The 25,904-nt window shown below is 70.7% G+C and carries 27 protein-coding genes; 11 read left to right on the plus strand and 16 right to left on the minus strand.

Annotated elements, in window-relative coordinates; translation table 11 throughout:
* Positions 1-20: 20 nt before the first annotated feature.
* On the plus strand, positions 21-284 hold the full coding sequence (locus OG381_RS42695; protein WP_307022435.1) for a GlsB/YeaQ/YmgE family stress response membrane protein: 264 nt from the start codon (positions 21-23) through the stop codon (positions 282-284).
* A 105-nt stretch (positions 285-389) separates the two neighbouring features.
* Here OG381_RS42695 and OG381_RS42700 read toward each other — a convergent pair whose 3' ends face one another.
* The 3 genes from OG381_RS42700 to OG381_RS42710 are packed head-to-tail and all read right to left on the minus strand — an operon-like array spanning position 390 to position 3,121.
* Positions 390-1,403, minus strand: a complete 1,014-nt coding sequence (locus OG381_RS42700) for a zinc-dependent alcohol dehydrogenase (protein WP_327721339.1) — start codon at positions 1,401-1,403, stop codon at positions 390-392.
* Positions 1,404-1,413: 10 nt separating this feature from the next.
* A complete protein-coding gene (locus OG381_RS42705) occupies positions 1,414-2,274 on the minus strand; it encodes a fumarylacetoacetate hydrolase family protein (protein ID WP_327721340.1) in 861 nt (286 codons plus the stop codon).
* A gap of 28 nt (positions 2,275-2,302) precedes the next feature.
* Entirely contained in the window at positions 2,303-3,121 is an 819-nt protein-coding gene (locus OG381_RS42710) for an IclR family transcriptional regulator (protein ID WP_327721341.1), read from the minus strand.
* 47 nt (positions 3,122-3,168) lie between these two features.
* Between OG381_RS42710 and OG381_RS42715 the strand changes: the two genes are divergently transcribed.
* Positions 3,169-4,884: an IlvD/Edd family dehydratase gene (locus tag OG381_RS42715; protein ID WP_327721342.1), complete on the plus strand. Its 1,716-nt coding sequence runs from the start codon at positions 3,169-3,171 to the stop codon at positions 4,882-4,884.
* Here OG381_RS42715 and OG381_RS42720 read toward each other — a convergent pair.
* Positions 4,876-5,820 carry a helix-turn-helix domain-containing protein gene (locus OG381_RS42720; protein WP_327721343.1) on the minus strand — a complete coding sequence of 315 codons (945 nt, stop codon included), beginning with the start codon at positions 5,818-5,820 and terminating at the stop codon, positions 4,876-4,878. The genes OG381_RS42715 and OG381_RS42720 overlap by 9 nt on opposite strands.
* A 118-nt stretch (positions 5,821-5,938) precedes the next feature.
* Here OG381_RS42720 and OG381_RS42725 point away from each other — a divergent pair, with 118 nt between their 5' ends.
* The 4 genes from OG381_RS42725 (at position 5,939) to OG381_RS42740 (ending at position 9,356) form a co-directional block, all read left to right on the plus strand.
* On the plus strand, positions 5,939-6,967 hold the full coding sequence (locus OG381_RS42725) for a saccharopine dehydrogenase family protein (RefSeq protein ID WP_327721345.1): 1,029 nt from the start codon (positions 5,939-5,941) through the stop codon (positions 6,965-6,967).
* Positions 6,968-7,073: 106 nt separating this feature from the next.
* Entirely contained in the window at positions 7,074-7,874 is an 801-nt protein-coding gene (locus tag OG381_RS42730; RefSeq protein ID WP_327721346.1) for an SAM-dependent methyltransferase, read from the plus strand.
* Positions 7,875-7,918: 44 nt separating this feature from the next.
* A complete protein-coding gene (locus tag OG381_RS42735) occupies positions 7,919-8,464 on the plus strand; it encodes a hypothetical protein (protein WP_327721347.1) in 546 nt (181 codons plus the stop codon).
* Between the two features lie 130 nt (positions 8,465-8,594).
* Positions 8,595-9,356 carry a PIG-L family deacetylase gene (locus OG381_RS42740; RefSeq protein WP_327721348.1) on the plus strand — a complete coding sequence of 254 codons (762 nt, stop codon included), beginning with the start codon at positions 8,595-8,597 and terminating at the stop codon, positions 9,354-9,356.
* A 24-nt stretch (positions 9,357-9,380) separates the two neighbouring features.
* On the opposite strand, the gene OG381_RS42745 is transcribed toward OG381_RS42740, so the two are convergent.
* On the minus strand, positions 9,381-9,746 hold the full coding sequence (locus OG381_RS42745; RefSeq protein WP_327721349.1) for a hypothetical protein: 366 nt from the start codon (positions 9,744-9,746) through the stop codon (positions 9,381-9,383).
* A gap of 84 nt (positions 9,747-9,830) precedes the next feature.
* Here OG381_RS42745 and OG381_RS42750 point away from each other — a divergent pair, with 84 nt between their 5' ends.
* On the plus strand, positions 9,831-10,214 hold the full coding sequence (locus tag OG381_RS42750; RefSeq protein WP_327721350.1) for a barstar family protein: 384 nt from the start codon (positions 9,831-9,833) through the stop codon (positions 10,212-10,214).
* A 14-nt stretch (positions 10,215-10,228) separates the two neighbouring features.
* On the opposite strand, the gene OG381_RS42755 is transcribed toward OG381_RS42750, so the two are convergent.
* Positions 10,229-10,918: a DUF6882 domain-containing protein gene (locus OG381_RS42755; RefSeq protein WP_327721351.1), complete on the minus strand. Its 690-nt coding sequence runs from the start codon at positions 10,916-10,918 to the stop codon at positions 10,229-10,231.
* Between the two features lie 183 nt (positions 10,919-11,101).
* Between OG381_RS42755 and OG381_RS42760 the strand changes: the two genes are divergently transcribed.
* On the plus strand, positions 11,102-12,079 hold the full coding sequence (locus OG381_RS42760; RefSeq protein WP_327721352.1) for an endonuclease/exonuclease/phosphatase family protein: 978 nt from the start codon (positions 11,102-11,104) through the stop codon (positions 12,077-12,079).
* Between the two features lies 1 nt (position 12,080).
* Here the strand turns inward: OG381_RS42760 and OG381_RS42765 are convergent, their stop codons facing one another.
* Positions 12,081-12,884: a maleylpyruvate isomerase family mycothiol-dependent enzyme gene (locus tag OG381_RS42765; protein ID WP_327721353.1), complete on the minus strand. Its 804-nt coding sequence runs from the start codon at positions 12,882-12,884 to the stop codon at positions 12,081-12,083.
* Between the two features lie 85 nt (positions 12,885-12,969).
* On the opposite strand from OG381_RS42765, the gene OG381_RS42770 reads away from it, so the two are divergent.
* Complete coding sequence (locus OG381_RS42770; protein ID WP_327721354.1) at positions 12,970-13,272, plus strand: hypothetical protein; 303 nt, start codon at positions 12,970-12,972, stop codon at positions 13,270-13,272.
* Between the two features lie 6 nt (positions 13,273-13,278).
* On the opposite strand, the gene OG381_RS42775 is transcribed toward OG381_RS42770, so the two are convergent.
* From OG381_RS42775 to OG381_RS42790, 4 genes are all read right to left on the minus strand, one after another.
* Positions 13,279-13,728: an SRPBCC family protein gene (locus OG381_RS42775; RefSeq protein ID WP_327721355.1), complete on the minus strand. Its 450-nt coding sequence runs from the start codon at positions 13,726-13,728 to the stop codon at positions 13,279-13,281.
* Entirely contained in the window at positions 13,725-14,075 is a 351-nt protein-coding gene (locus tag OG381_RS42780; RefSeq protein WP_327721356.1) for an ArsR/SmtB family transcription factor, read from the minus strand. The genes OG381_RS42775 and OG381_RS42780 overlap by 4 nt, the downstream gene beginning before the upstream one ends.
* Positions 14,072-14,530, minus strand: a complete 459-nt coding sequence (locus tag OG381_RS42785) for an SRPBCC family protein (protein WP_327721357.1) — start codon at positions 14,528-14,530, stop codon at positions 14,072-14,074. Before OG381_RS42785 ends, OG381_RS42780 begins: the two co-directional genes overlap by 4 nt.
* A gap of 93 nt (positions 14,531-14,623) precedes the next feature.
* Positions 14,624-16,102: an oxidoreductase gene (locus tag OG381_RS42790; RefSeq protein ID WP_327721358.1), complete on the minus strand. Its 1,479-nt coding sequence runs from the start codon at positions 16,100-16,102 to the stop codon at positions 14,624-14,626.
* 80 nt (positions 16,103-16,182) lie between these two features.
* Here OG381_RS42790 and OG381_RS42795 point away from each other — a divergent pair, with 80 nt between their 5' ends.
* A complete protein-coding gene (locus OG381_RS42795) occupies positions 16,183-16,902 on the plus strand; it encodes a leucine-rich repeat domain-containing protein (RefSeq protein WP_327721359.1) in 720 nt (239 codons plus the stop codon).
* Between the two features lie 44 nt (positions 16,903-16,946).
* Here the strand turns inward: OG381_RS42795 and OG381_RS42800 are convergent, their stop codons facing one another.
* From OG381_RS42800 to OG381_RS42810, 3 genes are read right to left on the minus strand one after another with little or no spacing between them, the layout of a single operon-like run.
* Positions 16,947-17,372, minus strand: a complete 426-nt coding sequence (locus tag OG381_RS42800) for a VOC family protein (RefSeq protein ID WP_327721360.1) — start codon at positions 17,370-17,372, stop codon at positions 16,947-16,949.
* 53 nt (positions 17,373-17,425) lie between these two features.
* Positions 17,426-18,169, minus strand: coding sequence for an SDR family NAD(P)-dependent oxidoreductase (locus OG381_RS42805; RefSeq protein WP_327721361.1), 744 nt, complete (start codon positions 18,167-18,169; stop codon positions 17,426-17,428).
* Positions 18,166-18,945 carry a hypothetical protein gene (locus OG381_RS42810; protein ID WP_327721362.1) on the minus strand — a complete coding sequence of 260 codons (780 nt, stop codon included), beginning with the start codon at positions 18,943-18,945 and terminating at the stop codon, positions 18,166-18,168. Before OG381_RS42810 ends, OG381_RS42805 begins: the two co-directional genes overlap by 4 nt.
* 195 nt (positions 18,946-19,140) lie before the next feature.
* On the opposite strand from OG381_RS42810, the gene OG381_RS42815 reads away from it, so the two are divergent.
* Positions 19,141-19,830 (plus strand): haloacid dehalogenase type II, encoded by a 690-nt coding sequence (locus tag OG381_RS42815; protein ID WP_327721363.1) that lies wholly within the window; start codon positions 19,141-19,143, stop codon positions 19,828-19,830.
* A gap of 46 nt (positions 19,831-19,876) precedes the next feature.
* Here OG381_RS42815 and OG381_RS42820 read toward each other — a convergent pair whose 3' ends face one another.
* Positions 19,877-20,518 (minus strand): hypothetical protein, encoded by a 642-nt coding sequence (locus tag OG381_RS42820; RefSeq protein WP_327721364.1) that lies wholly within the window; start codon positions 20,516-20,518, stop codon positions 19,877-19,879.
* 73 nt (positions 20,519-20,591) lie between these two features.
* Positions 20,592-25,802, minus strand: a complete 5,211-nt coding sequence (locus OG381_RS42825) for a family 43 glycosylhydrolase (protein ID WP_327721366.1) — start codon at positions 25,800-25,802, stop codon at positions 20,592-20,594.
* Positions 25,803-25,904 lie beyond the last annotated feature (102 nt).

Consider the following 25,904-nt stretch of genomic DNA (forward strand, 5'->3'; position numbering starts at 1 on the left):
AGTGAGGGGGCATACCGCTCATGGAGATTTCAGGTGTCATCAGCGCGATCGTGATCGGCATAGTGATCGGTGTGCTCGGCCGGCTCGTCATTCCTGGCCGTCAGCGCATCGGTGTGCTGTGGACGATCGCGATCGGCATCGTCGCCGCGTTCATCGGAACCGGCATCGCCTCGGGCCTGGACGTCGCCGACACCGACGGCGTCGACTGGGTCGAATGGCTCATCCAGATAGCGCTCGCGGCCCTCGGTGTCGCCGCGCTCAGCAAGGTGAAGCTGCGCCGTTGACGGAAGGCGTCGGAAGGGCTCCGTCGACCGTCCGCCGCGCATAGAGGGGCCGCACCCACCGTGGGTGCGGCCTTTCGCGACGCCGGGATGTGCACGCCGAGCGCGTCATTGGTGCGGGTCGACGTGGATCTTCGGACCCGGGCCTGCGCCCGCCGGACGCTCACCGGCGAGCACCGGGCCGACCTCGTCCAGCCCCACGGTGGCTGCGACCAGCGGTCTGGGGTCCACCGACCCCTCGGCGTAGGCCTTGATCGTGGCGTCGAGCCCCGGGGAGGCGGACAGCACGCCCACGGCCGTCACGTCCTTGAGGAGGAGCGTGCGATGGTCGAGGCGGGCCGGTTCGCCGGCCAGCCCGATGTAGACGACACGGCCCGCCGGCTCGACCAACTCCAGGGCACGGTTGGGGAGATGAGGGGCGGTCGAGGCGTCCACGACCGAGTCGAACGGCAGGTCCGGCAGGTTCCCTTCCGTCCATACGTGCGCGAAGCCCAGGTCGCGGGCGAAGGCGAGGGAGCTGTCGGTGACCCCCATCAGGTGCACCTCGGCACCGGCGGCCCGCAGGAACATCGCGACCAGCAGGCCGATCGTCCCCGGGCCCAGCACGAGGGCCCGGTCACCGGGACGCGGCGCGGCGGCCCGGGCGGCGCGCAGGGCGTTCCCGCCCGGCTCCACGAGCGCTCCGAGTACGGCGTCGACGGAGTCGGGCAGGGTGTGCAACGAGTTTGCGGGGACGGCGAGTTGTTCCGCCAGCGCCCCCGGCCGGGCCCCGCGGATACCCACCTCCTGGCGCTTCTCGCAGACATGCCCGCGGCCCAGCAGACAGCGACGGCAGGTGCCGCAGCCGAGCATCGTGTCGCCCATGACCCGGCGTCCGAGCCGGCCGGGGTCGACGCCGTCGCCGAGTGCCGTGACCCGGCCGGACCACTCGTGGCCCAGGCGCATCGGGTAGGCGGCGTGTCCCTGATGGAGATAGGCCATCTCGCCGGTGAAGAACTCCACGTCGGTGCCGCACACGCCGACCCGCTCGACGTCGACGACGACCTCACCGGGTCCGGCCACCGGCGCCGGGAGGTCCTGGACCTCGTAGGTGCCGGGGCCGGTCAGTACGAAAGCGCGCATCGAGAGCCGATCACCGGGGCCCGAGCACGTGCTGGCGCTGCGTGCCGAGCTGCGTGATGCCCAGCTCCATCACGTCACCCGGCTGGAGATACACGGGCGGGGTGAGGCCCATGCCGACGCCGGGCGGGGTGCCGGTGTTGATGAGGTCGCCGGGTTCCAGCACGAGGAACTGGCTGAGGTAGTGCACGATGAAGTACGGGTCGAAGATCATCGTCTTGGTGTTGCCGGTCTGCCGCCGTACGCCGTTGACGTCCAGCCACATGTCCAGTGCGAGGACGTCGTCGATCTCGTCGGCCGTGGCCAGCCAGGGTCCCGCCGGGTTGAAGGTCTCCGCGGACTTGCCCTTGGCCCACTGCCCGCCGCGCTCCAGCTGGAAGCCGCGTTCGCTGACGTCGTTGACGACCACGTACCCGGCGATGGCGTCGCGCGCCTCCGCCACCGAATCCAGGTAACTGGTGCGCCGGCCGATCACGATGCCCAGCTCCACCTCCCAGTCGGTCTTGGTGGAACCGCGCGGGATGCGCACGTCGTCGTGGGGGCCGATCAGCGTGTTGGGCGACTTGGTGAACAGGATCGGCTCGTCGGGCACGGCCATGCCGCTCTCGGCGGCGTGGTCACGGTAGTTGAGCCCGATGCACAGGATCTGGTGCGGACGTGCCAAGGGGGCGCCGACGCGTTCCCCGGCGAAGCGGGACACCTGGCCCGCCGCCGTCCGTTCGGCCACGACGGGACGGACGCGGTCCAGGCCGCCCGAACCGAAGAACGCCTCGTCGAAGTCGGTGACGACGTCGGAGAGGTCGACGTACGTCTCGTCGTCGACGCGGGCGACGGGCTTCTCGGCGCCGGGGGCACCGATGCGCATGAGGTACACGGGGCTGTCTCCAGGGGTGAGGGGGGTTTCAGCCGTTCGGCTCGTTCAGCAGGGCACGGATCTCGTCGAGCGCGTCGACGAGGGAGGCGAGCGGCGTCCGGTAGGCGAGCGCGCTGATGCTCACGGCTCCGGAGGGGGTCGTCGGGGAGGTGAGATAGACCGGCAGGGCAAGGCAGTTGACCCCGGTCTCGTTCTCCTGGTCGTCGACGCCGTACCCGCGTTCCCGCGTGGCCGCGAGTTCACGGTGCAGATCGGCCGCCGCGCACAGACTCCGTGGCGTACGCCGATCCAGGCCGCCCGAGTCGGCGACCCACGCCTCGACCTCTTCCAGGGACGTCAACTCCCGCGCGAGCAGCAGCTTTCCGACGGCGGTGGTGTGGGCGGGGTTGCGCCCGCCGATCGTCGACGTGAGCCGTACGGCACCGGTGGGCGGGTCGACCTTGGCGCGGTAGACGACCTCATGGCCGTCGAGCACCGCGTAGTGCGCCGTCTCACCGAACCGGTCGGCCAGCGCGTCGAGCACGGGCCGGACCCGGACATGATCGGGCCGTGCCTCGTGGTGGGCGAACGCCATCCGCAGGAACTCGTCCCCCAGCACATAACGGCCGCGCGCGTCCTGGTCGGCCAGCCCGGCCCGCCGCAGCGCCCCCAGCGCCCGGTGCACGGTCGGCTTGGGGCTCCCCATCACCCGGGTCAGCTCCTCCAGCCCCACACCGCCGGGATGGCGGGCGAGCTCCTTGAGGACCGCGAGCACCCGGTCCGAACCCACGAGCCGGCCGCCGTCGACGCCGGTCGCGCCGTCCGTGCCGGGGTCTGTCGGTCCGTCGTCCGTCTGCGTAGGCTTCATCGCGTTCCGAACAGTAGACCGACGTACCGACTATTGGAAGGGACTCCATGGTGAGGCTCCGCAGCGCACAGTGGTACGCGGGTCAGGACCGCAACGGCTACATCCACCGGGCGTGGATGCGCCGGGGCGTGCCCGCCGACGCGTTCACCGGGCGCCCCCAGATCGCCATCGCCAACACCGCCTCGGACCTGACCCCCTGCAACGCCCACCTCGACGAGGTCGCCGCGTCGGTGCGCAACGGTGTCTACGAGGCGGGCGGCATCCCGCTGGATCTGCCGGTCGTGTCGCTCGGCGAGACGAACGTGCGGCCGACCGCGATGCTCTGGCGCAACATGGCCGCGATGGCCACGGAGGAGATGCTGCGGGCCAACCCCCTGGACGGCGTCGTTCTGTTGGGCGGTTGCGACAAGACGATTCCGTCGCTGCTCATGGCCGCCGCCTCGGTGGACCTGCCCGCGGTCGTGGTCCCCGGCGGCCCGATGCTCAACGGCACCTTCCGCGGCGGTCTGCTGGGCTGCGGCACCGGGGTGTGGCAGCTGTCGGAGGAGGTCCGGGCGGGCACGCTCTCCCAGGAGAAGTTCGTCCGCTCCGAGTCCTCGATGATCCGCAGCCGCGGCCACTGCAACACCATGGGCACGGCGTCGACGATGGCGCTGGTCGCCGAGGCGCTGGGCACGGTACTGCCCGGCGTGGCCGGCACCCCGGCCCCCGACAGCCGGCTCCTGGAGGCCGCGCACCACACCGGACGGCTGGCCGTGGACATGGTCGCCGCCGACCGGCGGCCGGGCACCTTCCTGACCAAGGCCTCCTTCCACAACGCGATCGTGGCGCTGGCCGCGGTGGGCGGCTCGACCAACGCGGTCGTCCATCTCCTCGCGATCGCGGGCCGGTTGGGCATCGACCTGACCCTCGACGACTTCGACCGCATCGGCTCGCGCGTCCCTGTTCTGGTGGACCTCCAGCCCGCCGGCCGCTTCCTCATGGAGGACCTCCACCGCGCCGGGGGACTCCTCGCGGTCCTGCGCGAAGTCCGCGACCTGCTCGACCCCGACGCGCTGACCGTCACCGGCGAACCCCTGGTCGCCTTCCTCGACGACGCCACCGTCTGGGACGCCGACGTCATCCGCCCCCGCGCCGAACCACTTGTCGCCGAGGGCGGTATCGCCGTCCTGCGCGGCAATCTCGCTCCCGACGGTGCCCTCGTCAAACCGGCCGCCGCCTCCCCGCACCTGCTGCGCCATCGCGGCCGCGCGGTCGTCTTCGACTCCATCGAGGACTTCCACGCCCGTGTCGACGACCCCGACCTGGACGTCGACGCCGACTCCGTCCTCGTCCTGCGCGGCTGCGGACCCAAGGGCTACCCGGGCATGCCCGAGGTGTCCAACATGCCGCTGCCGAAGAAGCTCCTCGAACAGGGCGTCCGTGACATGGTCCGCGTCTGCGACGGCCGGATGAGCGGCACGGCGTACGGCACGGTCGTCCTGCACGTGGCCCCCGAAGCGGCGGCGGGCGGCCCGCTGGGGCTGGTGCGCACGGGTGACGTCATCACCCTCGATGTCGAGGCCCGCCGTATCGACGTCGACGTACCGGACGACGAACTCGCCCACCGCAAGCCCGACCAGGCCACCGTCGACGGCTTCGCCGCACCCCGACGCGGCTGGGAGCGGCTCTACGTCGACCACGTCCTGCAGGCCGACACCGGGGCCGACCTCGACTTCCTCGTGGGCTCCAGCGGGTCCGACGTCAGCCGTGAGTCACATTGAGCGTGCGCGGAAGGTGCGGCGATAGCTGTCCGGCGGCACGCCGACCGTGCGGTTGAAGTGGCGGCGCAGGGTCGTGGCGGTGCCCATGCCGGTGGCTGTCGCGATGGCGTCGACGCTGTCGTCGGTGGCCTCCAGCAACTCCTGGGCGCGGCGGATGCGTTGGGTCAGCAGCCACTGGAGCGGGGTGGTGCCGGTCGTCTCCCGGAACCGGCGGCCCAGGTGGCGTGAACTCATCCGGGCCTGACGCGCCAGGTCCTCCACGGTCAGCGGCCGGTCGAGCCGCTCGACGACCCAGGGGAGCAGCGCGCCGAGCGGATGGTTGTCGCGGGTCGGCACCGGCGCGGCGACGAACTGTGCCTGGCCGCCCGCCCGGTGCGGTGGCACCACCAGACGGCGGGCGACGGCGTTGGCGACGGCCGAGCCGTGGTCCTGCCGGACGAGGTGCAGACACAGGTCCATCGCGGCGGCCTTGCCCGCGGAGGTGAGCACGCTGCCGTTGTCGACGTAGAGCACGTCCGGATCCACGTCGACGCGCGGATGCCGGGCGGCCAGCACGTCGGTGTGCGCCCAGTGCGTGGTCGCCTGCTTCCCGTCCAGCAGACCGGCGGCGGCCAGCACGAACGCCCCGGTGCACAGGGACGCCACCCGGGCGCCCGCCTCGTGGGCCGCGCGCACCGCGTCGACCAGCTCGGCGGGCGGGTCCACGTCGAGGTCCGCCCAGCCCGGCACGATCACGGTGTCGGCGTGCCGGAGCCCGTCGAGCCCCTGGTCGGGCTCGAGGCGGAACCGGCCCACCCGCACGGCGGCGGAACCGCAGACGGTGACGTCGTACCAGGGGACGGTCACACCGACCGGGGCGGCTTCGAACACCTCGTAGGCCATGGACAGTTCGAAGTGCAGCATTCCGTCGGTGACGGCGAGCGCCAGAGAGGCCATGTCCGAAAGTGTACGGGGCACGTCGTTCCGGACACTCACGCGAGAGCGTACGGACTCGGCAGGATGGTCTCAGTCGATCAGCGCACACCGTTGATCAGTCGCACACAGGGGAGATCTCATGGGATCGGGACAGACGGTCACGGTGTACGGCGCGTACGGGCACACCGGACGCTTCGTGGTCGCACACCTGCTGGAGCGCGGTTTCGTCCCCGTGCTCTCCGGCCGTGACGCCGACAAGCTGCGGCAGCTGGCCGCCTCCTTCCCCGGCCTCGACGTCAGGCCCGCCTCCGTCGACGACACCGCCGCCCTCGACCGTGCCCTGGCCGGCGCGGACGCCGTGATCAACAGCGCGGGCCCCTTCGCGACCACCGCGGCCCCCGTGATCGAGGCGGCCCTGCGCGCCGGCATCCCCTATGTGGACGTGGCTGCCGAGATCGAGGCCAACGTCGACACCTTCACCGGCTTCGCGGACCGGGCCCGGGCGGCGGGAGCCGTGATCGTCCCCGCGATGGCGTTCTACGGCGGTCTCGGCGACCTCCTGGCCACCGCCGCGATGGGCGACTGGACGACGGCCGACGAGGCGCACATCGCCTACGGGCTGAGCAGCTGGCACCCCACCGCCGGGACCCGGGCCGCGGGCGAGGTCTCCCACGGCCGGCGCGGCGGGCAGCGCGTGCGCTACACCAAGGGGCGGCTGGCCTACCACGACGACCAGCCGACGGTTCTGAAGTGGCACTTCCCCGAGCCGATGGGCATCCGGGACGTCATGGGGGAGTTCACGATGGCCGACGTCGTCACCATCCCCAGCCATCTGTCCATCCCCGAGGTCAGCACCCACATGGCGACCGAGGCGGCCAGGGAACTCGCCGCCTCCGACACACCGGCGCCGACCGTGGCCGACGACGGGCGCTCCGACCAGACCTTCCTCGTCGACGCCGTCGTCCGCTCCGGCGGCACCGAACGGCGCGCCGTCGCCCGCGGCCGGGACATCTACGCCGTCACCGCACCGCTCGCGGTCGAGGCGGTCCACCGCATCCTCACCGGCCGGACCAGGACGGTCGGGGTCGCCTCCGCCGGCGAGATCTTCGACGCCCCCGACTTCCTGCGCGCCCTGTCGCCGCACATCACCGTCGAGCTGCGCCCGTAGCGGCACGGCGACCGGAACTGGGGCCACGGGCAAGGAAGTTGATGTGCGAAGCTGTCACCACCGTGAGCGGCGAGCGGGCCGTGGCGGGCGTCGGGAGGAGCGCAGGGTGACAGCGGACGGCGTGCGTGCCGAGGAGATCGACACCAGCAGACCGCACCCTGCCCGGATCTACGACTATCTGCTGGGCGGCAAGGACCACTACGACGTCGACCGGCGAGCCGGCGACGCACTCGCCGCCGCCGCACCCGAGGTAAGGATCGGCCTGCGCGCCAACCGGGGGTTTCTGCGGCGCGCGGTCCGTCACGTCGTCGCCGAGGGCGGCGTCCGCCAGCTCCTCGACATCGGCACCGGCCTCCCCACCTCGCCGAACGTCCATGAGATCGCCCACGAGGTCGCACCGGAGGTCCGTGTCGCCTACATCGACAACGACCCCATCGTCAAGGCACACGGCGACGCCCTGCTCAGCGGCGACGGCACGACCAGCATCGTGCTCGGCGACCTCCGGGACCCGCGAGCCGTCGTGGACCACCCCGACATCCGCCGGGTCATCGACTTCGACGAGCCGGTCGCCCTGCTCCTCGTCGCGATCGTCCACTTCCTGACCGACGCGGACAAGCCCGAGGAGATCATCGCCACCCTGCGCGACGCGCTCCCTTCCGGCAGCTACCTCGTCCTGTCCCACGCCACCGGCGACTTCGCCGACCGCACCGCGGCCCAGGCCGTCTACAACAAGGCCTCCGCCAGCCTGAACCTCCGCTCCCACGCCGAGGTCGAGCGCTACTTCGACGGTTTCGACCTCGTCGAACCCGGCCTCGCCCAGGCCCCGTTCTGGCGCCCGGACGCTCCGCCGCCGCCCGGGTCCGAACTGATCGGCTTCTACGGCGGCGTGGCGCGCAAGCGCGACTGAGCGCCGCACCAGGTTCAGCATCAGCCGGCGAAAGGGGGAGCGCGGTGGTGGATCAGTGGGGCACGCTGCTGGGTGTGCTGGTGGGCGCCGTGGCGTCGTACGCGGTCACGGCCCTGACCGAACGGGCCCGGTGGCGCCGTGCGCAGGCCGAGCGCTGGCAGGAGAAGAAGTTCGACGTGTACGCGCGCTACAGCAACGCGCTCAAGGAACAGATCGGCATCACACAGCGCATCGGCGCGGCCCTCGGCTACGCGCATGTCGTCGATCCGCTGGAGCCCGCCGAAGGACTGCCCCTGCTGGCCGAGGCAGAAGCGCGCCGGGCCACGCTGTGGGAGTCCGTCCTGCTGGTGGGCGACGCGGAGACGGTGACCGCCGCGCGGTCGTGGCACGAGGCCGTCTGGACCCTGGAGCTGCATGTGCGGGAGCAGCGCCAGGACGCGCAGGGGTGGACCCGGGACTCCCAGCGGCTGAGCCGCAAACGCGACGCGTTCTACACCTGCGCCCGGCGCGAGCTGGGGGTGGCCGGTCCGCCACCGCCCTCCGGCAACTGGCCCCGCGCCTGGCAGCCCGCCGAGGGGACCGCCGACTGACCGCCGCCGCAGGGTCTTCGGCACGCGACCGGCACCGGCCCGGCGGCACCCCGCTCCTCCGCCGGACGGCACGAAACCGAGTCGCACCATGCCCGATCCGGCCTACCACTCGCCTCGGAAGGTGATCACCGTGCCCGTGCCGAGCCTGCTCGCCGTCTTCGCCCACCCCGACGACGAGTCCCTGTCGGCGGGCGGCGTACTCGCCCGCCACGCGGCCGCCGGCGCACGCACCGCCGTCGTCACGGCGACCTGGGCGGAAGACACCCCGCGCGCCGCGGAGTTGGCCGAGGCGCTGCGCATCCTCGGTGCGGGCACCCCGCGGATGCTCGGCCACGCCGACGCGCGTGCTCCTCAGTCGGCCCCGGGCCGCCCACGGTTCTGCGATGCGCCACTCGACGACCTGGTGAGTCAACTGGTCGCTCACATACGGGAGTTCCGACCCGACATCGTCATCACCCACGATGCCTACGGCGGCCTGACGGGCCATCCGGACCATGTCCACACCCACCGGGTCACGGCACTCGCTCTCGAGGCGGCCGGCCTAGAACGCCTCTACCCCGACGCCGGCGAGCCCTGGCAACCGGGAGCCATGTACACGGCCACGCATCCGCACTCCGCCATGCGGGCGTGGGGCGACCACTGGGCCCCGACGGGCAAGGCCATGTACACCGTTCCCGACGAGCGTGTCACCGCGACGGTCGATGTCCGCCCTTGGCTGGAGCAGAAGATCGCCGCCGTCCTCGCCCACCGCACCGAGGTGACCCGAGGAGCCGCCCCGGGCCTGATCGCCGCCCTCCCGGCAGCCGACCGGGAACTGCTGCTGTCGACGGAGTGGTACATCCGCCACGACCCCGTCTCCACGGGAGCGGCACAGACGGAACTGACGTGCTGAGATCCTCGGCGGTGGACTCCTCTGTCAGGCCCGCTCTCCGTGCCGCGACCGCTGAGCCGCCAGCAGCGCGGCCACGCCCACCACCCCCAGTACGCCGGCGGAGCGGAAGGCGCGTGAGGAACGCCAGGACAGCACCGACCACTGCGACTGCGCGGACAGGCACGATCCCGTGCTCAGCCACGATCCGAACGAGACCAGCGACAGCGCCGACCCGATCGACCCCACGGACAGCGCGCTCCCGATCGATCCGACCGACAGGGCCGAGCCGACCGACCCGATGGACAGCACCGACCCCACGGAACCGATCGACAGCACCGAGTCCTGCGACCACAGGGACAACAAGGAGTTCGAGCCGGTGCGCTGTGCCGACGATCCGGATGTTTTGGTCATGACGCCATCTTGCCCGCCGCTCCCGAGAGTTCGCAGCCGATGCGTCCCGAGGGCGCTCACCGAACGGCACGTATTCTCCGGGGCGTGACAACCACCTACGTGCTGGACGGCTCGCAGATCACCACGCTGGAGGACTTCTGGCGCGTTGTCGGGGAGAGCCTCGGCGACGACGGATACTTCGGCCGCAACCTCGACGCCTTCGCCGACTGCCTCCGAGGCGGCTACGGCACGCCGGAGGACGGCGACTACGTGATCGAGTGGCGTGACCACGAGGCGTCCCGCCGTCACCTCGGCCACCCCGAGACCGCCCGGCAGCTCGACATCCGGCTCGCGCGGTGCCACCCGACGAACCGGCCCTCCGTGAGCGCGGAACTGGCTGAGGCCCGCGCCGGACGCGGGCCCACCGTCTTCGACTGGCTGGTCGAGATCATCGAGGACGAGCATCCGGGCGGACTACGCCTGCGCTGACCGGCCCCGGTCGCTCAGGGCAGAACCTTCACCTGCACCCCCGATATCCGCCCCACCGCGTCGAAGCCCACCTCGACCGCGTTGCCGGCGCCCAGGTCCGCGACGATCCGGTCGCCCTCGGAACTCCGGGGCACACCATGGTGATCGAAGTAGCCGCCGACGACCTCCCGGGCCGAGTACCCGATCAGCCCCGCCCCGGTGAGCAGCGTCCGGGGCAGCGTGACCGGGTCCAGGCCGGCACGGGGGACCCGGGCGTCGTCGGGCAGGAAGTAGACCTGAGTGGCCGGTCCCGCCGGAACGCCGATGTACCCGGGCGCCTCGGCCACCCCCATCCCCGTGAAGGCGAGCATCTCGGCGGCCCGCCGAGGATCGGCGAACCCGGACAACGGCACGATCTCCTCGGTCAGTTCGGCGATCTGGTGCACCCGCCCGTACCGCCGGACCGCGCCGGTCAACGCCACCACCTCGGTGCCCCGCAGACCAGGATTGGCCCAGCCCCACATCCAGGACCGCTGCTCCATGTCGTACGTGCCCAGCACCGCCACCCGCAGCTCCAGCTCCCCCTGCCGGTACAGGCAGGAGGGCAGATCGGCGGTCCACGGCCCCTCGGGCAGGAACGCGCCCAGCGCGTCGAGCTGGGCCGCGCCCCACGCGGCATGCCGTTCGGCCTCGAGCAGGAACGCCTCGCTGAATTCGCTCACCATGCCCCGACCCTATGAAACCGCCGGATCACACCTCGAACGGGGTCGGCCCGGCGAAGGAGAGGCCCGGGTCCGCCCGCTCGCCGGGTTCGGCCGGACGAGGCGCGTCACCGCAACGGCCTCTTGCTCCCCGGTGCGCGAGCTCGCAGGCTCGAAACGCTCTGCTCCCAGCGTCGAGGAGGATCTGTGCCCGCTGAAGCCGACATCCTGGCGCCGCCCCAACGGGTGATCGAACGGGTCGAACGCTGGGACGCGTTCCTCGACGCGGCCGTACCGGCGAAGGACGACGGGACCAACCTGCTGATCGCGACCTGGAACCTGCGCGCCTTCTCCGACCTCACCAAGGCCTGGACCACCCCGGAGGGTGCCTCGCCGAAGCGGAACTTCACCGACATCCACCTGATCGCCTCAGTCGTCCGCCGGTTCGACGTCGTGGCGGTGCAGGAGGTGCGCGGCAACCTGCGTTCCCTGCGCTATCTGCTGCAGGTCCTCGGCGACGACTGGGCGTTCATCCTCACCGATGTGACACGGGGCAGCGCGGGCAACAGCGAGCGGCTGGCGTTCCTGTTCGACACCCGCAGGGTGAAGCCGTCAGGTCTGGCCTGTGAGCTGGTGGTGCCCATCGAGGAGGACGCGGGCGTCCCCGCGACCGATCTGGAGAAACAGTTCGCCCGTACGCCGTACGCGGTCAGCTTCCTCTCCCAGGGCCAGACGTTCACCCTGGTCACCCTGCACGTCCTGTACGGCGACAAGGCCGCCGACCGGGCACCGGAACTGCGGGCCATCGCGCGGTGGCTGGCCTCCTGGGCGGAGCAGGAGTTCGGCTGGGACCACAACCTCATCGCGCTGGGAGACTTCAACATCGACCGCGCCGGCGATCCCCTGTTCCAGGCCTTCACCTCCACCGGTCTGGTCCCCGCCCCCTCCTTGGACGGCCTGCCGCGCACGATCTTCGACGACCCGGGCGCCGAACACTTCTACGACCAGATCGCGTGGTTCACCAAGGGGCAGAAGCGCCGGCCGGTGCTGACGTTGGAAGCCCTGGCCGGGGGGCATCTCGACTTCGTGCCCGAGCTGCGCGGCGACCGGACGCTGGGCGAGCTGTCCTGGCACATCTCGGACCACGTCCCGCTGTGGGTGGAGTTCGGGATCCCGGCACCCTGACCTATTTGCGGAGCCAGAAGCCGGAGCGCTCCAGCCACAGGGACAGCAGGTCGCCGTCCCCGAACACCTCGACCGACGGGTCGGCCGGGGTGCGGCGGCCGTAGAGGAGCAGAACGAGGTCGGTGAGCGGGGCGCGTACCGCCACCGCGGCCTTCGCGTGGGTGTGGCTCCAGGTGATCGGCACGCCCGTGAGGTCCACCAGCCATTCGGCGTGGGGCGCGTCGGTGGCGTGCAGGTGCAGGGTGCGGCCGGGTCCGGTGAGCGGCGGGGCGTCGGGCCCGGCGGCCTCCAGCACCCGGGGCAGCGCGCCGAACCCCATCCACTCGTCCAGGGCGTCCCGCGCCAGCTCCTCCCGTACGGCGAAGGGGGCGCCCGTGACGAAGGCGGCGTCGGCGGCGTGCAAGGTCGTCTCATGGGCCATCCGCCGGGCCCAGAAACCCGCGACACCACTCGGCGCGACGGTCCACACCGGAGCCTCGGGACCGGCCTCGCGCAAGGCACCCGTCAGCTCCGCCGCCCCCTCGGCGATCCAGGCGTCCAGGTCGGCGGCGGACTCGGGCCCCGGTGAGAAGACGTCGTCCACGATGTCGTGGGCGACAGGACCGGTGGCCCGGTCACGGACGATCCGCGCTGCCCACCGATGCGTTCCCCCGACATGCCGGGCGAGCTGCGTGAGACTCCACCCGGGACAACTGGGGACCGGCGTCGCGGCCGGCCCCGCCTCGGCGGACCGCACCGCCGCGCGCAACTCGTCGGCCCGGGAGCCGATTTCGGTGCAGTAGACGTCGTGCTCCACATCACTCACCGAGCCACCGTAAGACGGACCGGGCTCCCGCTCAACGCGGATTCGCGACTGGTTCCGCACACCGACCATGCAGTTGAATTGCCGGATGGAAGCCACGGAGCCGATGGACATGTCCGCCCGCGAGATCCGCATTCCTCTCGACGAGGCCGTCGCAGTCCTCCAGGACCTCAACGAGTTCGTGGTCTCCCTCGACCGCCTCGGCTCCCGCGAGGCATCCGGAACCGCCGACGACTCCACAGTGGGCAGATTCGTCGCCGACTGGGATGTCGCCCGCCGCCTGGCCCACGCCCGACGCGTCATCAGCGTCGCCCTGGACGAGCAGCTGAGCGAGCAGGACAACGCCGCGATCGACGCCCTGTGCGACCAAGGACGCTTCTACGGCGCCTAGCGCCCTCTAGTGCCAGTCGCTGATCCGGACATCGGCGGGTGCCGGGCTGCCGTGGCCCGTCTCGGCGTACTCCTTGAGGCTCATCAGGAAGAGTGCCCACTTCGTACTGCAGTGGTGCATGAACTCGACCGGCTCGCGCCAGCCCTCGTGCTTGAACAGGACGATCGTGTAGTCGTCGGTCCGGCTGAGGGCCCAGTCGATCTCGGTGCCGATCCATTCCGCGGGGCCGTCCGTGACGCGCCACCGGACATGGCCGGCGGGGTCGAGTTCCAGGATCTCCATGTCGAAGCCGCCGACGTCGCCGAAGCGGAACGCCAGTCGGCCGCCGACCTCGCTCTTGCCCGTGGTGTCGGTCGTCCACCAGCCGGCGAGGCCCTCGGGTGTCGCGAGCGCCCGGTAGACGTCGTCCAGCGGCGCGACGGCGCCGATGCGGTGCAGGATGTCGACCATGGTCATGTTCCTTCCGTAGTGGTACGGCTTCGTTCGATCGTTTCGGCGATGTGCTTGATACGGCGGAGCCGGGCGTCCCAGGTGGCGCCGACCGCGGCCAGTTGAGCGACCGCGCGGGCGAGTTGGGCCTCGTCGACGCGGTAGCGCCGCTCCCGTCCGGCCGGCTCGGCGTGGACCAGCCCGACCCGGTCGAGGACGGCGAGGTGCTTCGACACGGCCTGCCGGGTGACGGGAAGGCTCGCGCTGAGCGAGGTGGCGGTCCCCGGTCCGGACGCGAGGAGCAGGTCGATCATGGTGCGCCGGGTCGGGTCGCCGATCGCGGACCACAGGTCGTCGTCGACCGGCGTGCTCATCGGGTCGACGCCAGCCGCGCGGCGTAGGCGCCCAGCCGGGAAATGTAGTGGTCCCAGCCGCTCACGTGATCGCGGTACGTCTCCTCGAGTACGGCGATCTCCCAGCCCATCTCGCGGAACCCGGTCTCGGTCATCCGCACCAGCGTCCCCGTCTGCGTCGGCACGAGATCGAAGGTGACCAGCAGGGAGTCCCCGCCGCGTTCGGCACCGGTGTGGCACCACCGGAACGAGAACCGTCTGGGCGGGTCGACCTCGACCACCGTGAACGCGACGGTCTTGGTCTCGCCCGTCGCCTTGTCACGCCAGATGAGCTCTCCGGGCGCCCCTTCGGCGGGCTCGAACCGGGCGTCGTCCGGCCACCACTCCCGCATGTGTTCCGGTCGGCTGACGACCTCGAAGACCACGTCGGGCGACGCGTCGACGTGAAGGTCGCGCTCGATGCTTCCGTACTCCATACCCGGCTCCCTTTTGCAACCATCGGTTGCGTATCAGAGTACGACCGAAGGAGTCCTAGCGCAACCATCGGTTGCGATTTTGGGAGGGGGTGGTCAGTTCCGGTTCAGGGTCCGGGTGATGCCGGCGAGTACCGCCGTCGTGAGGATCCAGCCCGCCGCGATCAAGGCGTACGACAGCCAGGCGGCCGTTCCGCCCTCCCAGTACCAGGACGTGCGCTGGCCGAGACCCCCGATGGGGATCAGCAGGTCGAGCGTGTAGACCAAGGGGGTGAACGGGGGTACCTGGCCGGGCTCGGTCGCGGTGGGTGTGTGGGTGGCGAAGACCGTCGTGCCGAGCACGATCAGCGCCGCGAGCCATCCGCCCGCGCGCCACGGGCGGTAGCCGTAGCCGACGGTGGCCTCCAGGAGGTGGCCCCAGAGCCGGGCGGGCAGCGACAGGGTTCTTCTGCGATGGCGCTGCTTGGCCAGCAGTACGCGCCGGGCGTCGTCGTCATGGCCGATCTGCCGGTACCAGGACGCCAGTTGCTCGTACGGCTGGGCCGCGTACCCCGGATGCCGTCGCACCCACGCCACACGGCGCTCCACGGACGACGCCTGGAACTCGCCGCTCTCGTGCAGGGAGCCATAGGTGAAGCCCTGCAGCCGTACGCGCTCCGGCCAGACACCCTCCCGGTCGTGAAGAGCGACGGCCCGGGCGTCCTCGAGATCCACCATGCCGGACGGCGCCCGGGCCGGGGTGAAGACGACGGTTCCCGCCTGCATACGGGCACAGTCGAGGGCCGTGCCGTCGGCCCGCAGCACGGCGGCGTCGAAGGTCACCTGGTCGGTGATCTGCGTGCCTCGCAGACTGACCGTCCCCTCGGCCGTGAACCCCTCGGACAGAGCCATGCTGCTCACCACCGCGTGGTCGGCGAGGAGCGCCACACCCCCGGGATTGTGCAGCCGCGTCCGCTCCATGTGCAGGCCGCCGAGCAGCTGGGCGCCCACGAGTCGCACGCCGCCGTGCACGGTGGCGGTACGGCAGAACAGCCCGCCTTCCATGACGAGCCCGCCGGCGTACAGGGCCCAGCCGTCCGGATCCGAGAGGACCGCGTGGCTGAGTACCAGCTCACCGGTCACGCGCGCGTTCAGCAGCTTCACGGCGCCGCCGACCACCGTGTGCCGCAGAGCGACCCTGCCCTCCACCCTGGCCATGCTGAGGTCGAGCCCCGGCAGTCTGCTGCCCTTGATCTGGATCGTCCGGGTGGTCGCGCCGTACAGTCCGGCGCCCTGTTCGAACCAGCACCCCTCGAACCGCATGGCGTGCCCGATCTCGGCCCCGCCGAGCTCCAGCGCCCCGCTGATCCGCGCGCCCGCGAGCCGCAGTGCGGGCACCCCTCCCGGCCGGGCCGGGTTCGCGCCGAGGAGCAGGGCGGCCACGACACCGGCCCGCACGGTCCGCTCGTCGCCCCAGTCGCCCCCGTTGTCGGGGTCGTCCTCCGCCTCACCCGTACGGAAGTCCACCAAACGGCCCGTGGGATACGCGTCCCACAACTGCCGCTCCGCCGACGTGAGTTCCTCGTACGCATACACGCCGGAAGAGTAACGGGCAGGAGCCGCCGATGATCGAGACTGGCTCCGAACCGTACATACACCGGAAGGAAGAACACATCGTGCCGCATGTCCTGAACCTCTGGCGTCAACAGCTGGGCGAGGTACCCGAGTCGGTGTGGGACCGGACCGAGCTCCAGGTGCTGATCCTCGCGGACAACGGGCTCATGGAGCTCTCGGCCGCGATCGGGCGGCTGCACCGACTGACCACACTGGACCTCGGCCACAACCTCCTGTCGGCCGTGCCCGGGACGCTCGGAGACCTGACCGCCCTCGACGGCTGCCTCTATCTGCACGACAACGAGCTGACCGAACTCCCGCGGTCCCTGGGCAACCTGACCCGACTGCGCTACCTCAACGTCGGGGAGAACAAGCTGACCGCGCTGCCGGAGACCATCGGCCGGATGGCGGGGCTGATCGAACTGCGGGCCCAGCACAACCAGTTGACCGCCCTGCCCGACAGCCTCGGCGACCTGCGCGGCCTGCGCGAACTCTGGCTCCGGGGCAACGCGCTCGAAAGCCTGCCGCCGACCGTGGCCGACCTCCACGAACTGCGCCACCTGGACCTGCGCGAGAACGCCTTCGCCGAACTCCCGGAGCCCCTCACCGCACTGCCCCGCCTCCGCCACCTCGACCTGCGCGCCAACCGACTGGTCCAACTGCCGCACCGGGTGCTGGAGATGCCCGCCCTGGAGAAGCTGGACCTGCGCTGGAACGCGTGCGAACCTCCCGCGTCGCTCCTCGCCGAGCTGGAACGACGAGGGTGTGTCGTTCTCCTGTAGACGCGGAAAGCGGCCGGACACGCACCGGCCGCGAGGACCGCCCCTCAGACGACGGGCTCACCGATACCCAGCAGGTTCCCCTCGCTGTCCCGGAACCAGGCGGCGCGCTCACCCCGGGCACCCTTGCCGGGATAGTTGCCCTCGATGTCCGCGATGGAGTCCTTCGTGCGCAGACCGGGCACATCGACCTCCTCGAACACCACGCCGCGCCGCTTGAGCTCCGTCACGACGGCCTCGATGTCGTCGACCTCCCAGCCCATCTGTGTGAAGGTGCCGGCCGAGGATCCCGTGGAGGCGAAGAGGGCGAAGTCCGTGCCCGAGCACCGGTACAGCAGCCCGCCGGGCCGTTCGTCGACGGGCTCCAGCCCGAGCTTCTCGGCATAGAAGCGCCGGGCCCGCTCCAAATCCCGGGCGGGCAGCCGGGTCGCCACGCGTCCCCGGGCGAGCACGTTCCTGTCGTCCGCGTGCATGGGTCCACTGTGCCGTCGGCCGCCGCGGAGCGCAGGGAAGCAGGTGCGACCGCTCAGGTCAGGTTGAGTCCGCCGTCCAGGACGATGACCTCGCCGGTGAGGTAGGTGCTGGCGATGACCGAGGCCACGAGGTCGGCCACGTCGGAGGGCTGGGCGGGGCGGCCCATGGGGGCGCGGTCGCGCCACAGCTCGTGGGCCTGCGTCCAGTCCTTGGTCATGGGGGTGTCGACCAGGCCCGGGGCGATGGCGTTCACGCGTACATCGGGCGCGAGGGCGGCCGCGAGGAGCCGGGTGACGTGGTTGAGCGCGGCCTTGCTCGCCGCGTACGGCACCGACGAACCCTTGGGGCGCACCCCGGCGTGGCTGGTGATGTTGACGACCGAGCCGCCGGTGGGGGACCGGCGCAGCGCGGGAAGGGCGGCCGTGCAGAGCACCCACGGGGCGATCAGGTTGACCTCCAGCAGTTGCCGCCAGTCCGCCGGTGTCGCCGCCGCGAGGTCGTGGTGGGGGATGGGCCAGCTGATGCCGGCGTTGTTGACCAGGACGTCCAGCCGGCCGTAGTGGCCCAGCGTCTCCTCCACCAGGGCGCGCGCCTCGTCCTCGACCGCCAGGTCGGCCCGCACGTACGCGCCGTCGAGCTCCGCCGCCAGCGCCCGGCCCGCTTCCACGCTGCGCCGCGAGTGCACGACGACCCGCGTCCCGTCCGCCGCCAGTCTGCGCGCGACGGCCTCCCCGATGCCCGAGGTGGAGCCGGTGACCAGGGCGACGGGGCGATCCGCTTGTTCGATGCTGCTCATGCTTGTGGATCTTGCCATGCCTCCCGGCGTGCCTCGGTGAGAGCCCGCTGCCTGAGATTGCCGCCGAACAACTGCATCGTGGTGGCGGCCAGGATGTCTTCCCTGCCGATGGTCCGACTGTCCCCCTTGCGGGTGGACAGGGCCCGGAGGGGGTCCTTGTAGAACGGGGGAGGGGCCGGTTCGCCCGATATCTCCAGGGTGACCGTGCCGAAACGTTGGACCCCGCCCTCGCGGACGACCCTGACCGCGTCCAGGGCGAGGTCCGTCAGGAACACGCTCGCGATTCCGTCCAGGTCGCGGACCATCGCCGGGACGGCCGTCGCCCGCCGGCTCCGCAGCAGCTTCCTGACCCCGGCCTCGAACCTGTGGGCGCCGACCACAGCACTCGGTTTGCGCCACCCGCTGCGCTTGCGAGAGGGCACCACGACACCCTCGGCGTCGTACAGGACACCGGTCAGGCCTCGAAACGTCGGGCTGTGGTCGTACCACTTGGCCCCCACCTCCAGCTCGACGTTCCGGTCGATCGCCGAGAGAAGGTCCCCGGGGACCAGCTTCTTCCGGGCCTCCTCCGCCGCGGCTCTCCTCGCGCCGTCGATGATCTCCGCCAGCACCGTCCGCGTCACCGCCGCGGCGGCCCACGCGGCCGCACGCGAGACGTGCATCGGCGTCACGTCCCTGAACACCGCTTTGACGAGAGAAGCCTTGAACGGCGAGACATCCACCACCGAAGCGGTCTCGGGACCGCTGCGCTCAGACCGTGCGGGCTGTGTGGTCATCGGAAGGAACGCTCCCTGCTGTCGGAGTTGTCGGAGGCCCACACTTCACCACGCGGACCCGCTCCCTTCCCGCATCCTCCAAGAGGCCCACGCGCAGCCTCGTAGCGCGTAGCCGGTCCGGGAATCAGGGGGGCCGCTCGTCGCGTTGCCCCCACGAGCGCTCACCCGTCCCAGCTTCGTCCAGGAGACCTCCCCATGGCAGAGCCGGAGATCGACGCCATCGTGTTCGACGTGCTCGGCACCCTCGTCGAAGAACCCGCCGGACTGCGCGCCGGTATCGGTGAGTTCGCCCCGAAGCTCGACGACCCCGGGGTCGAGGAGCTCCTGTCGCTGTGGCAGCGGCACATCGAGACCGAGCAGCGCCGCATCCTCGAGGGTGTTCGGGCTTATGTCCCCACCGACGTACTGGACCTGGAAGCCGCTCGCGTGGTCGCCGACGCCGCCGGAGTCGACGACCCAGAGGCGGTGGCGGCGCTGTCCCTGTCGGGTCGCCGGCTCCCGCCCTGGCCCGACACCGTCGCGGGGCTCGCCCGGCTCGCCGAACGGTTCCCGCTGATCGGACTCTCCAACGCGAGCCGGACGGCGCTCCTGGGCATCAACGCCCATGCCGGACTGCGCTGGCACCAGGCACTGTCCGCCGAGGACGCCCGGACCTACAAGCCGGACCCGGCCGTCTACCGACTGGCTGTCACCGTCTCCGGGCTACCGCCGGAGCGGCTGCTGATGGTCGCCGCCCATGCCTGGGACCTGCGCGGAGCGCAGAGCCTCGGCCTGCGCACCGCCTATGTGGCCCGCCCGGTCGGCGACCCGCCCACCGCCTCGGACCGATTCGACGTGCACGCCACCGACTTGAGCGACCTCGCCGACCGGCTCGGCCAGAAATAAGGGAATGCCTGGGGGGTTCGACACCCCAGGCATTCCCGGTCGTGGGTTACAGCCCGTCACGCACCATGGCGGCGACGATCTGCACATGGCGGTCGGCCGCCGTACCCGACATCTCGTTCTCGTAGTTCAGGCCGTAGGGCCAGAAGTGGCCACCACCCGTCGACAGTTTGGCGCTTGAACCGTCGAACTGCCGGACCAGCGCCGTGGCTTGCGCGCCGGTCCAGGTGCCGCTGCCGCCGCCGTGAGCGGACCAGCCAGAGCTCGTTCCGACCCCGATGGTGTGGGCGATCTCGTGCAGGGCCGTCCTCTCGGTCATGTAGCTGCGGTTGCCGAAGCGGATGGTGCCGTTGATGTTGCCGTCGGCGGTCGGCACGCCCGGGTCGTAGCGCACGGTGATGCTCTTCCCCAGGTCGCTGAGGTTGTTGTAGCGCGCCACGGCCGCGTTCATGGCCGCCGTGATGAGGTTGTACGCCGTCTGCTGGTCCGCCGTGGGATTGCTCGCGCGTTCCAGGGTCCAGGTGATGGTGGCCGCCGCCACCTGCTCCTGCGGGACGGGCGCCGCCGTCGGCGCGGCCTGCGCGACGCCGGGCCCCGCGAGCAGGGCCGCGGCGAGCGCGGTGACGGCCAGTGCGGTGCGCCAGGGTATGGCCGTTCGAGGACTGTGCTCCTTGTTCTGACGGGGGCTCATACGGGGTCCTCCTGTGGGGGGTTGGCCGTCGAGTGCGGGGGGACGGCGTGACCGGTACGCCCGGCCGGGGTGTTCACTCCCGGCGGTCGCCGATGGTGATCAATCCGGTGATCTTCGAGCCGGTGACGTTGTCGTAGACGACGTCACCACCGGACTTCTTCCAGATCCTGACGTGGAGGCTGTCCGGGGTATCGGTGGCGGTGACGCGGAAGGCGTAGCCGTCGGTGCCGTTGACCGTGCCGGTGCCCTGGTAGACGGCCTGGGAGCCGGTGACCACGAGCCAGTCGGAGCCGGTGGAACGGAACTTCAGCTTGGCCGGGCCGAAGTCGAGGGACATCTGCCCGAGGGGGACGGAGGTCGGATTCGTGTAGAAGGCGGTGAAGAAGAAGGCGGCCTTGCCGGTCAGTGTCGGCTTGGCGGGGTAGGCCCCGGCCGGCGAGGTGAAGAGGCCGGTGCCGAACGCGGGTCCGGCGGCGCGGTCGTAGACGATCAGCTCGGGGAGCGTCCTGTGGTCCGAGGCGCCGTCGTCGTCGGTGACGGTGATCACCGGCTTGCGGATACCGGCCTTGCGGTAGGTGTGTTCCGCCCGGCAGCCGGACGCGGTGACCGTGCCGGCCGTCGGCGTGGTGCCGTCCTTCCAGTCGACCGTGCAGGTGTGGGTGTCACGGGCGCCCGGGTCGGTGAACCCGGCCGTGACGACCGCCTGCTTGCCCACCGACACCGGGGACTTCGGCCCGGTGGCGGAGGTGAGGGCCGGTGCCGCGTTGGCGACCTCGACGGTCGCCGTGTCGCTGCTGCGGCCGCCGGTCAGCGTCACCTTGAACGTGCCGTTGTCGGTGCAGGTGAGCGTCGTACGGGCGGCACCGGCGTCGGCGAAGGTGCAGGGCGCCCCCGCCTCGGCGGTCCACTTGGCGGTGCCCGCGCCGGACACCGTGCCGTTGAGCTGGATCTTGTCGCCTTCCTTGCCGGAGGCGTCCGCGCCGGCCCGGGCGATGGTGACCGGGTCGATGCTCTCCAGGGTGGGGACGACCTTCTTGATCAGGCCGTCGGCGTCGAACTCCATCTTGTCGATGGAGGTTTCACGGTGCATGCCGTCACCGCCGGGGATGGCGAAGCGGTGGTAGACGATGTACCAGTCGTCGGTGTTGGGGACGTGGACCACCGAGTGGTGGCCGGGGCCCTTGATGCCGAGCGAGAGGTCCTTCTCCAGGATCACGCCCTGCTTGGTCCAGGGGCCGGTGGGCGAGGGGCCGGTGGCGTAGGCGACCTGGTAGTTCTCGTCACGTGTGTCGTTCTCCGACCACATGAAGTAGTAGGTGCCCTTGCGCTTGATGACGAAGGAGCCCTCGTTGTAGTTGCTCGGCGTGATGTTGGTGACCTTCGAGGCGTCGAAGGAGACCATGTCGTCGTTGAGCGGGACGACATAGGCGCGGCCGTTGCCCCAGTACAGGTACGACGTGCCGTCGTCGTCGGTGAAGACGGCCGGGTCGATCATCTGGCCCGTGTAGGCACCGGCCTTCAGCAGCGGCTTGCCGAGCGCGTCCTTGAACGGGCCGGTGGGCGAGTCGGAGACCGCGACACCGATGTTCGCGTCGGCGCAGAAGTAGAAGTAGTACTTGCCGTTCCGCTCCTCCATGGCCGGCGCCCAGGCCCTGCTGTCCGCCCAGGAGACGTCCGGACCCAGGTCCAGGATGACGCCGTGGTCGGTCCAGTGGACCAGGTCCTTGGAGGAGTACGCCTTGAACTGCGTACCGCTCCAGCCGTCGAAGCCGTCGGTGGTCGGGTAGATGTAGAAGGTGTCGCCGAAGCGGACCACGTTCGGGTCGGCGTTGAGACCGGGCAGGACCGGGCTCTTCATGATCGCCGCCGAGACCGTCCAGGTGCGCTTCTTGCCGTCCGAGCCGGTCACCTCGTACGTCACCGGCTTCGTGAAGTCGCGCAGGGTTCCGGAGGCGGGGCTGATGGTCGCGCCGTGGGCGAGGGTGAACTGCGGTGCCAGAGCGGTGACATCACTGCCCGGGGTGAGCGGCAGGACGATCTTGCTGTCCTTGTCGGTGATGATCGCGTCGGTCTTGAGTGCCGGGTGGGTCGCCGCGGCGATCCCGGTGGTGTTGCCGCTGAGCTCCAGGATCTCGGCGGGCGTCAGGGCCCGGTTGTAGATCCGGAAGTCGTCGACCTCGCCGCCGAAGTACGGGTCGGGGGAGTAGAGGGACTTGCCGATGTAGCCGGAGTAGTCCTTCGCCGAGTCGTACAGCTCGGACGGCTTGACGGTGACCCCGTTGACCCGGGCCGCCTCGGCGCCGTCCACGTAGAGGATCGCCGTCCCGGTCGCGCCGTCCAGGGTGACCGTGAGGTGCTGCCACTCGCCGGCCGTGAGCCGGGAGCCGCCGATCATCTGCTTCTCGCCGGACCAGGTGGCCTTGGTGATCGCGGAGAACAGTTTGCCGCCGCCGTTGGACGGGGTCGCGAACAGGTACTTGTTGCTGTCCGGGCCGAGTCCGAACAGCCACTGGAAGTTGTCGCCGCCCTTCCACTTGACGTACGTGGAGACGGTGACGCTGGTCGTGTCCTTCAGCACGCCGCCCGGGATCTTGACGTACGGCGAGCTGGAGCCGCTGTCGCCGCCGGACATCTTGAACGAGCCGCCCTCGACGCCGGTCCCGAAGTCCGGCGTACGGACGTAGGTGCCGTGGTATCCGTGGCCGCTGGAGTCGCGGGCGATGCTGCCGCCGCTCTCGTCGAAGTCGTAGTGCAGGAGCAGGTCGGCCGGGACGTCCGTGCTCTCGGCGGAGACCGTGACCTCGGCGCTGACGCCGATCGCGGAGTCGCCCGCCAGGTCACCCTTCACCGTGAAGGTGCCGGCCTGCGCGTACTGCGACGGGGCCACGTCCTCCCAGGTGACGGCGACGGGACGCTTCACGCCGCCCGCGGACTCGGCGATGACGGTGGCGGGCAGGACCGGGGCGTCGCCGATGCGTGTCCCGACCTTGACGTCCTCGACGCCCGTGATGATCTGGTCCGGCTGGTACGTCTTGAGGAGCCGGTCGTACTCGGCCTGGGTGACCGGCAGCACCGTGCCGTGCCGGGGCTTGGAGGGCAGGTCGTAGCCGGTGGACGGGGTCCAGACACCGGAGGCCAGGTCGGTCGTCTCGAAGGGGATGTAGCCGCGTCCGCCGAACTCGTCGAGGAACGCGTACCACTTGTCCTCGGTGTTCGACTTGAACACCAACGGACCCTCGGCCGCGCTCATCTCGCCCTTGCCGATGCCCTCGGCGACGGCCGTCCAGGAGAGGTTGCGGAGCGTGTCGCTCTTCTCCTCGAAGATGAACTTGCTGTTGGGCGTGGAGGAGGTGTTGTTCCGCTCGTCCTTGGAGAGGCGGAAGTACGTGCCGTCGTGCTGGATGACCGTGGAGTCGATGACCGAGTAGCCGCGGTCGACCCAGACCTTGGGCTCGCTGAAGGTGTAGAAGTCACGGGTCGTCGCGTACATCATGCGGTTGTACGTGTCGCCGGAGTGGGCCTCGTTGTCGTACAGCTTGGAGGCCCAGAAGACGACGTACTCGCCGAGCTTCTCGTCGTAGTACGCCTCGGGGGCCCAGGTGTTGCCGGCCGCGTCGGGGGAGACCTTCACCAGGCGCTGGTTGGTCCAGTTCACCAGGTCGGTGGACTCCCAGACCATGATGGACTTGCTGCCGGTGCGCTGGGAGGCGTCCCAGTCGCCGTTGCCGTAGATCCGCAGGTCGGTGGCGATCTGGTAGAACTTGTCGCCCTCGGGAGAGCGGATGATGAACGGGTCGCGCAGGCCCTTCTCGCCGAGCGTGGAGGTCAGGACCGGCTTGCCGTCGTTCAACTCCCGCCACTTCAGCGGGTCGTTGCCCTTGCTGAGCGCGGCGTAGAGCTGCTCGCCGTCCGAGGTGCCCTCGCCGGTGAAGTAGCTGAACATGTAGCCCTTGAGGGCTTCCTTCTCGGGCAGTTCCGGCACCTTCGCGGTGAAGGCGCGGGTCGCCTTCGCGTCGCCCTTGGTGACGGTGGCGGTCAGCTCGACGGTCGTGGTGCCGTCGCCGTGCGCGGGCCGGTGGACCACGCCCTCGGCGGAGACGACGTCCGTGTTCGCGGAGGACCAGGAGACCTTGGTGCCGAGGTCGCCCTCGGCCGGGAGGGTGAGGTTGCCGCGGACGTCGTCGAGGTTGTGCACGGTCAGTGCCTCGGCGGCCTGCTGGACGGCGGTCGTGTCGTCGACGGCGGGCAGGACCGTGACCTCGAAGGTCCTGGTGGCGCTGAAGGTGCCCTTCTTCAGGGTCGCGGTCAGTGTGGCGTGGCCGTCCGGCTGACCGGAGGCGGGGCGGGTCACCGCGCCGGAGTCGGAGACGACGTCGGTGTTGTCGCTCTCCCAGGTGATGGAGGAGCCGCCGGCGGTGCCGGTTTTGGGCAGGGTCAGATCGGCGGTCACCGCGCTGGTGTCGCCCAGGGTGAGGGCCGCCTTGTCGGCGGCGACGCCCTGTTCGGCGATGGGGAGGGAGAGTTGCTCGACCTCGGAGCCGGCGAGTGCGCGGTCGTAGACCCGGAAGTCACGGATCTTGCCCTGGAAGAGCTTGTCGCTGGTGTAGACCGACTTGCCTATGTAGTTGGCGGTAGTGGTGCCCGAGCCGATGGAGCCCGGGGTGGTGGTGACCGAGGTGTTGCGGCCGACCTCCACGCCGTCCTCGTACAGCACGGCCGTGGTGCCGGTCTGGGTGTAGGTGAGCTGCTTCCACACCGAGCGGGTCAGGTTGTGCGAGTCGGTGGGGCGGGTGTTCTGCTCCGTCGACCAGTTGCCGGACGCGATGGCGGTGCGCAGCGAGTTGCCGGTGGCGAAGAGGTAGCCGTTGCCTGAGCCGCTGGTGGTGTTGCCGAAGCCGTAGATGAAGTACGGGGTGCTCTGTGACTCGTCCATCAGCACGTCCATGGAGACGCTGATCGAGTCCATGCCCTTCATGACGTCGTTCGGTACCTTGATGTAGGTGTCCGAGCCGTTGAAGGCGAGGCCCTGGCCGGTGCCCGTCCAGCCTGCGGTGCCGTTGACCGTGCCGTCCCGGCCGTTGCCGGAGGCGTCGGTGACGGTGGTGCCGGAGGAGGCGTCGAGCTTGTACCAGAGCGCCAGTCCGTCGGTGACGTCCGCGGTGTCGGCCGCCTGCGCGGGGAGGAGGGGCGCGGTGAGGCCGAGGAACAGCGATGCGACGGTCAGGCCGGCGAATCGGCCCGTCCGGCGTCTCGCGCGGGTGCGCGGACGTGCGAAGTACGTCATGTGGGGTTTCCCTGCTGAGGCATGGCTGACGGGGGAGGGAAAAGGCGTGGCGGAGCAGGCCGTCGACGGGGGTGGCCTCGGCGGTGGACACCCTGGCGTTTC

Source organism: Streptomyces sp. NBC_00490, from assembly GCF_036013645.1.
Taxonomy (GTDB): domain Bacteria; phylum Actinomycetota; class Actinomycetes; order Streptomycetales; family Streptomycetaceae; genus Streptomyces; species Streptomyces canus_F.

Excerpts from the sequence above, each read along its gene's own strand:
- OG381_RS42770 (WP_327721354.1), top strand. The coding sequence starts at position 12,970 with ATGGAAGCCACGGAGCCGATGGACATGTCCGCCCGCGAGATCCGCATT.
- OG381_RS42755 (WP_327721351.1), bottom strand. The coding sequence starts at position 10,918 with ATGGTGAGCGAATTCAGCGAGGCGTTCCTGCTCGAGGCCGAACGGCAT.
- OG381_RS42815 (WP_327721363.1), top strand. The coding sequence starts at position 19,141 with ATGGCAGAGCCGGAGATCGACGCCATCGTGTTCGACGTGCTCGGCACC.
- OG381_RS42820 (WP_327721364.1), bottom strand. The coding sequence starts at position 20,518 with ATGAGCCCCCGTCAGAACAAGGAGCACAGTCCTCGAACGGCCATACCC.
- OG381_RS42710 (WP_327721341.1), bottom strand. The coding sequence starts at position 3,121 with ATGAAGCCTACGCAGACGGACGACGGACCGACAGACCCCGGCACGGAC.
- OG381_RS42785 (WP_327721357.1), bottom strand. The coding sequence starts at position 14,530 with ATGGAGTACGGAAGCATCGAGCGCGACCTTCACGTCGACGCGTCGCCC.
- OG381_RS42715 (WP_327721342.1), top strand. The coding sequence starts at position 3,169 with ATGGTGAGGCTCCGCAGCGCACAGTGGTACGCGGGTCAGGACCGCAAC.
- OG381_RS42800 (WP_327721360.1), bottom strand. The coding sequence starts at position 17,372 with ATGCACGCGGACGACAGGAACGTGCTCGCCCGGGGACGCGTGGCGACC.
- OG381_RS42780 (WP_327721356.1), bottom strand. The coding sequence starts at position 14,075 with ATGAGCACGCCGGTCGACGACGACCTGTGGTCCGCGATCGGCGACCCG.
- OG381_RS42805 (WP_327721361.1), bottom strand. The coding sequence starts at position 18,169 with ATGAGCAGCATCGAACAAGCGGATCGCCCCGTCGCCCTGGTCACCGGC.
- OG381_RS42775 (WP_327721355.1), bottom strand. The coding sequence starts at position 13,728 with ATGACCATGGTCGACATCCTGCACCGCATCGGCGCCGTCGCGCCGCTG.
- OG381_RS42825 (WP_327721366.1), bottom strand. The coding sequence starts at position 25,802 with ATGACGTACTTCGCACGTCCGCGCACCCGCGCGAGACGCCGGACGGGC.
- OG381_RS42810 (WP_327721362.1), bottom strand. The coding sequence starts at position 18,945 with ATGACCACACAGCCCGCACGGTCTGAGCGCAGCGGTCCCGAGACCGCT.
- OG381_RS42720 (WP_327721343.1), bottom strand. The coding sequence starts at position 5,820 with ATGGCCTCTCTGGCGCTCGCCGTCACCGACGGAATGCTGCACTTCGAA.
- OG381_RS42695 (WP_307022435.1), top strand. The coding sequence starts at position 21 with ATGGAGATTTCAGGTGTCATCAGCGCGATCGTGATCGGCATAGTGATC.
- OG381_RS42725 (WP_327721345.1), top strand. The coding sequence starts at position 5,939 with ATGGGATCGGGACAGACGGTCACGGTGTACGGCGCGTACGGGCACACC.
- OG381_RS42745 (WP_327721349.1), bottom strand. The coding sequence starts at position 9,746 with ATGACCAAAACATCCGGATCGTCGGCACAGCGCACCGGCTCGAACTCC.
- OG381_RS42700 (WP_327721339.1), bottom strand. The coding sequence starts at position 1,403 with ATGCGCGCTTTCGTACTGACCGGCCCCGGCACCTACGAGGTCCAGGAC.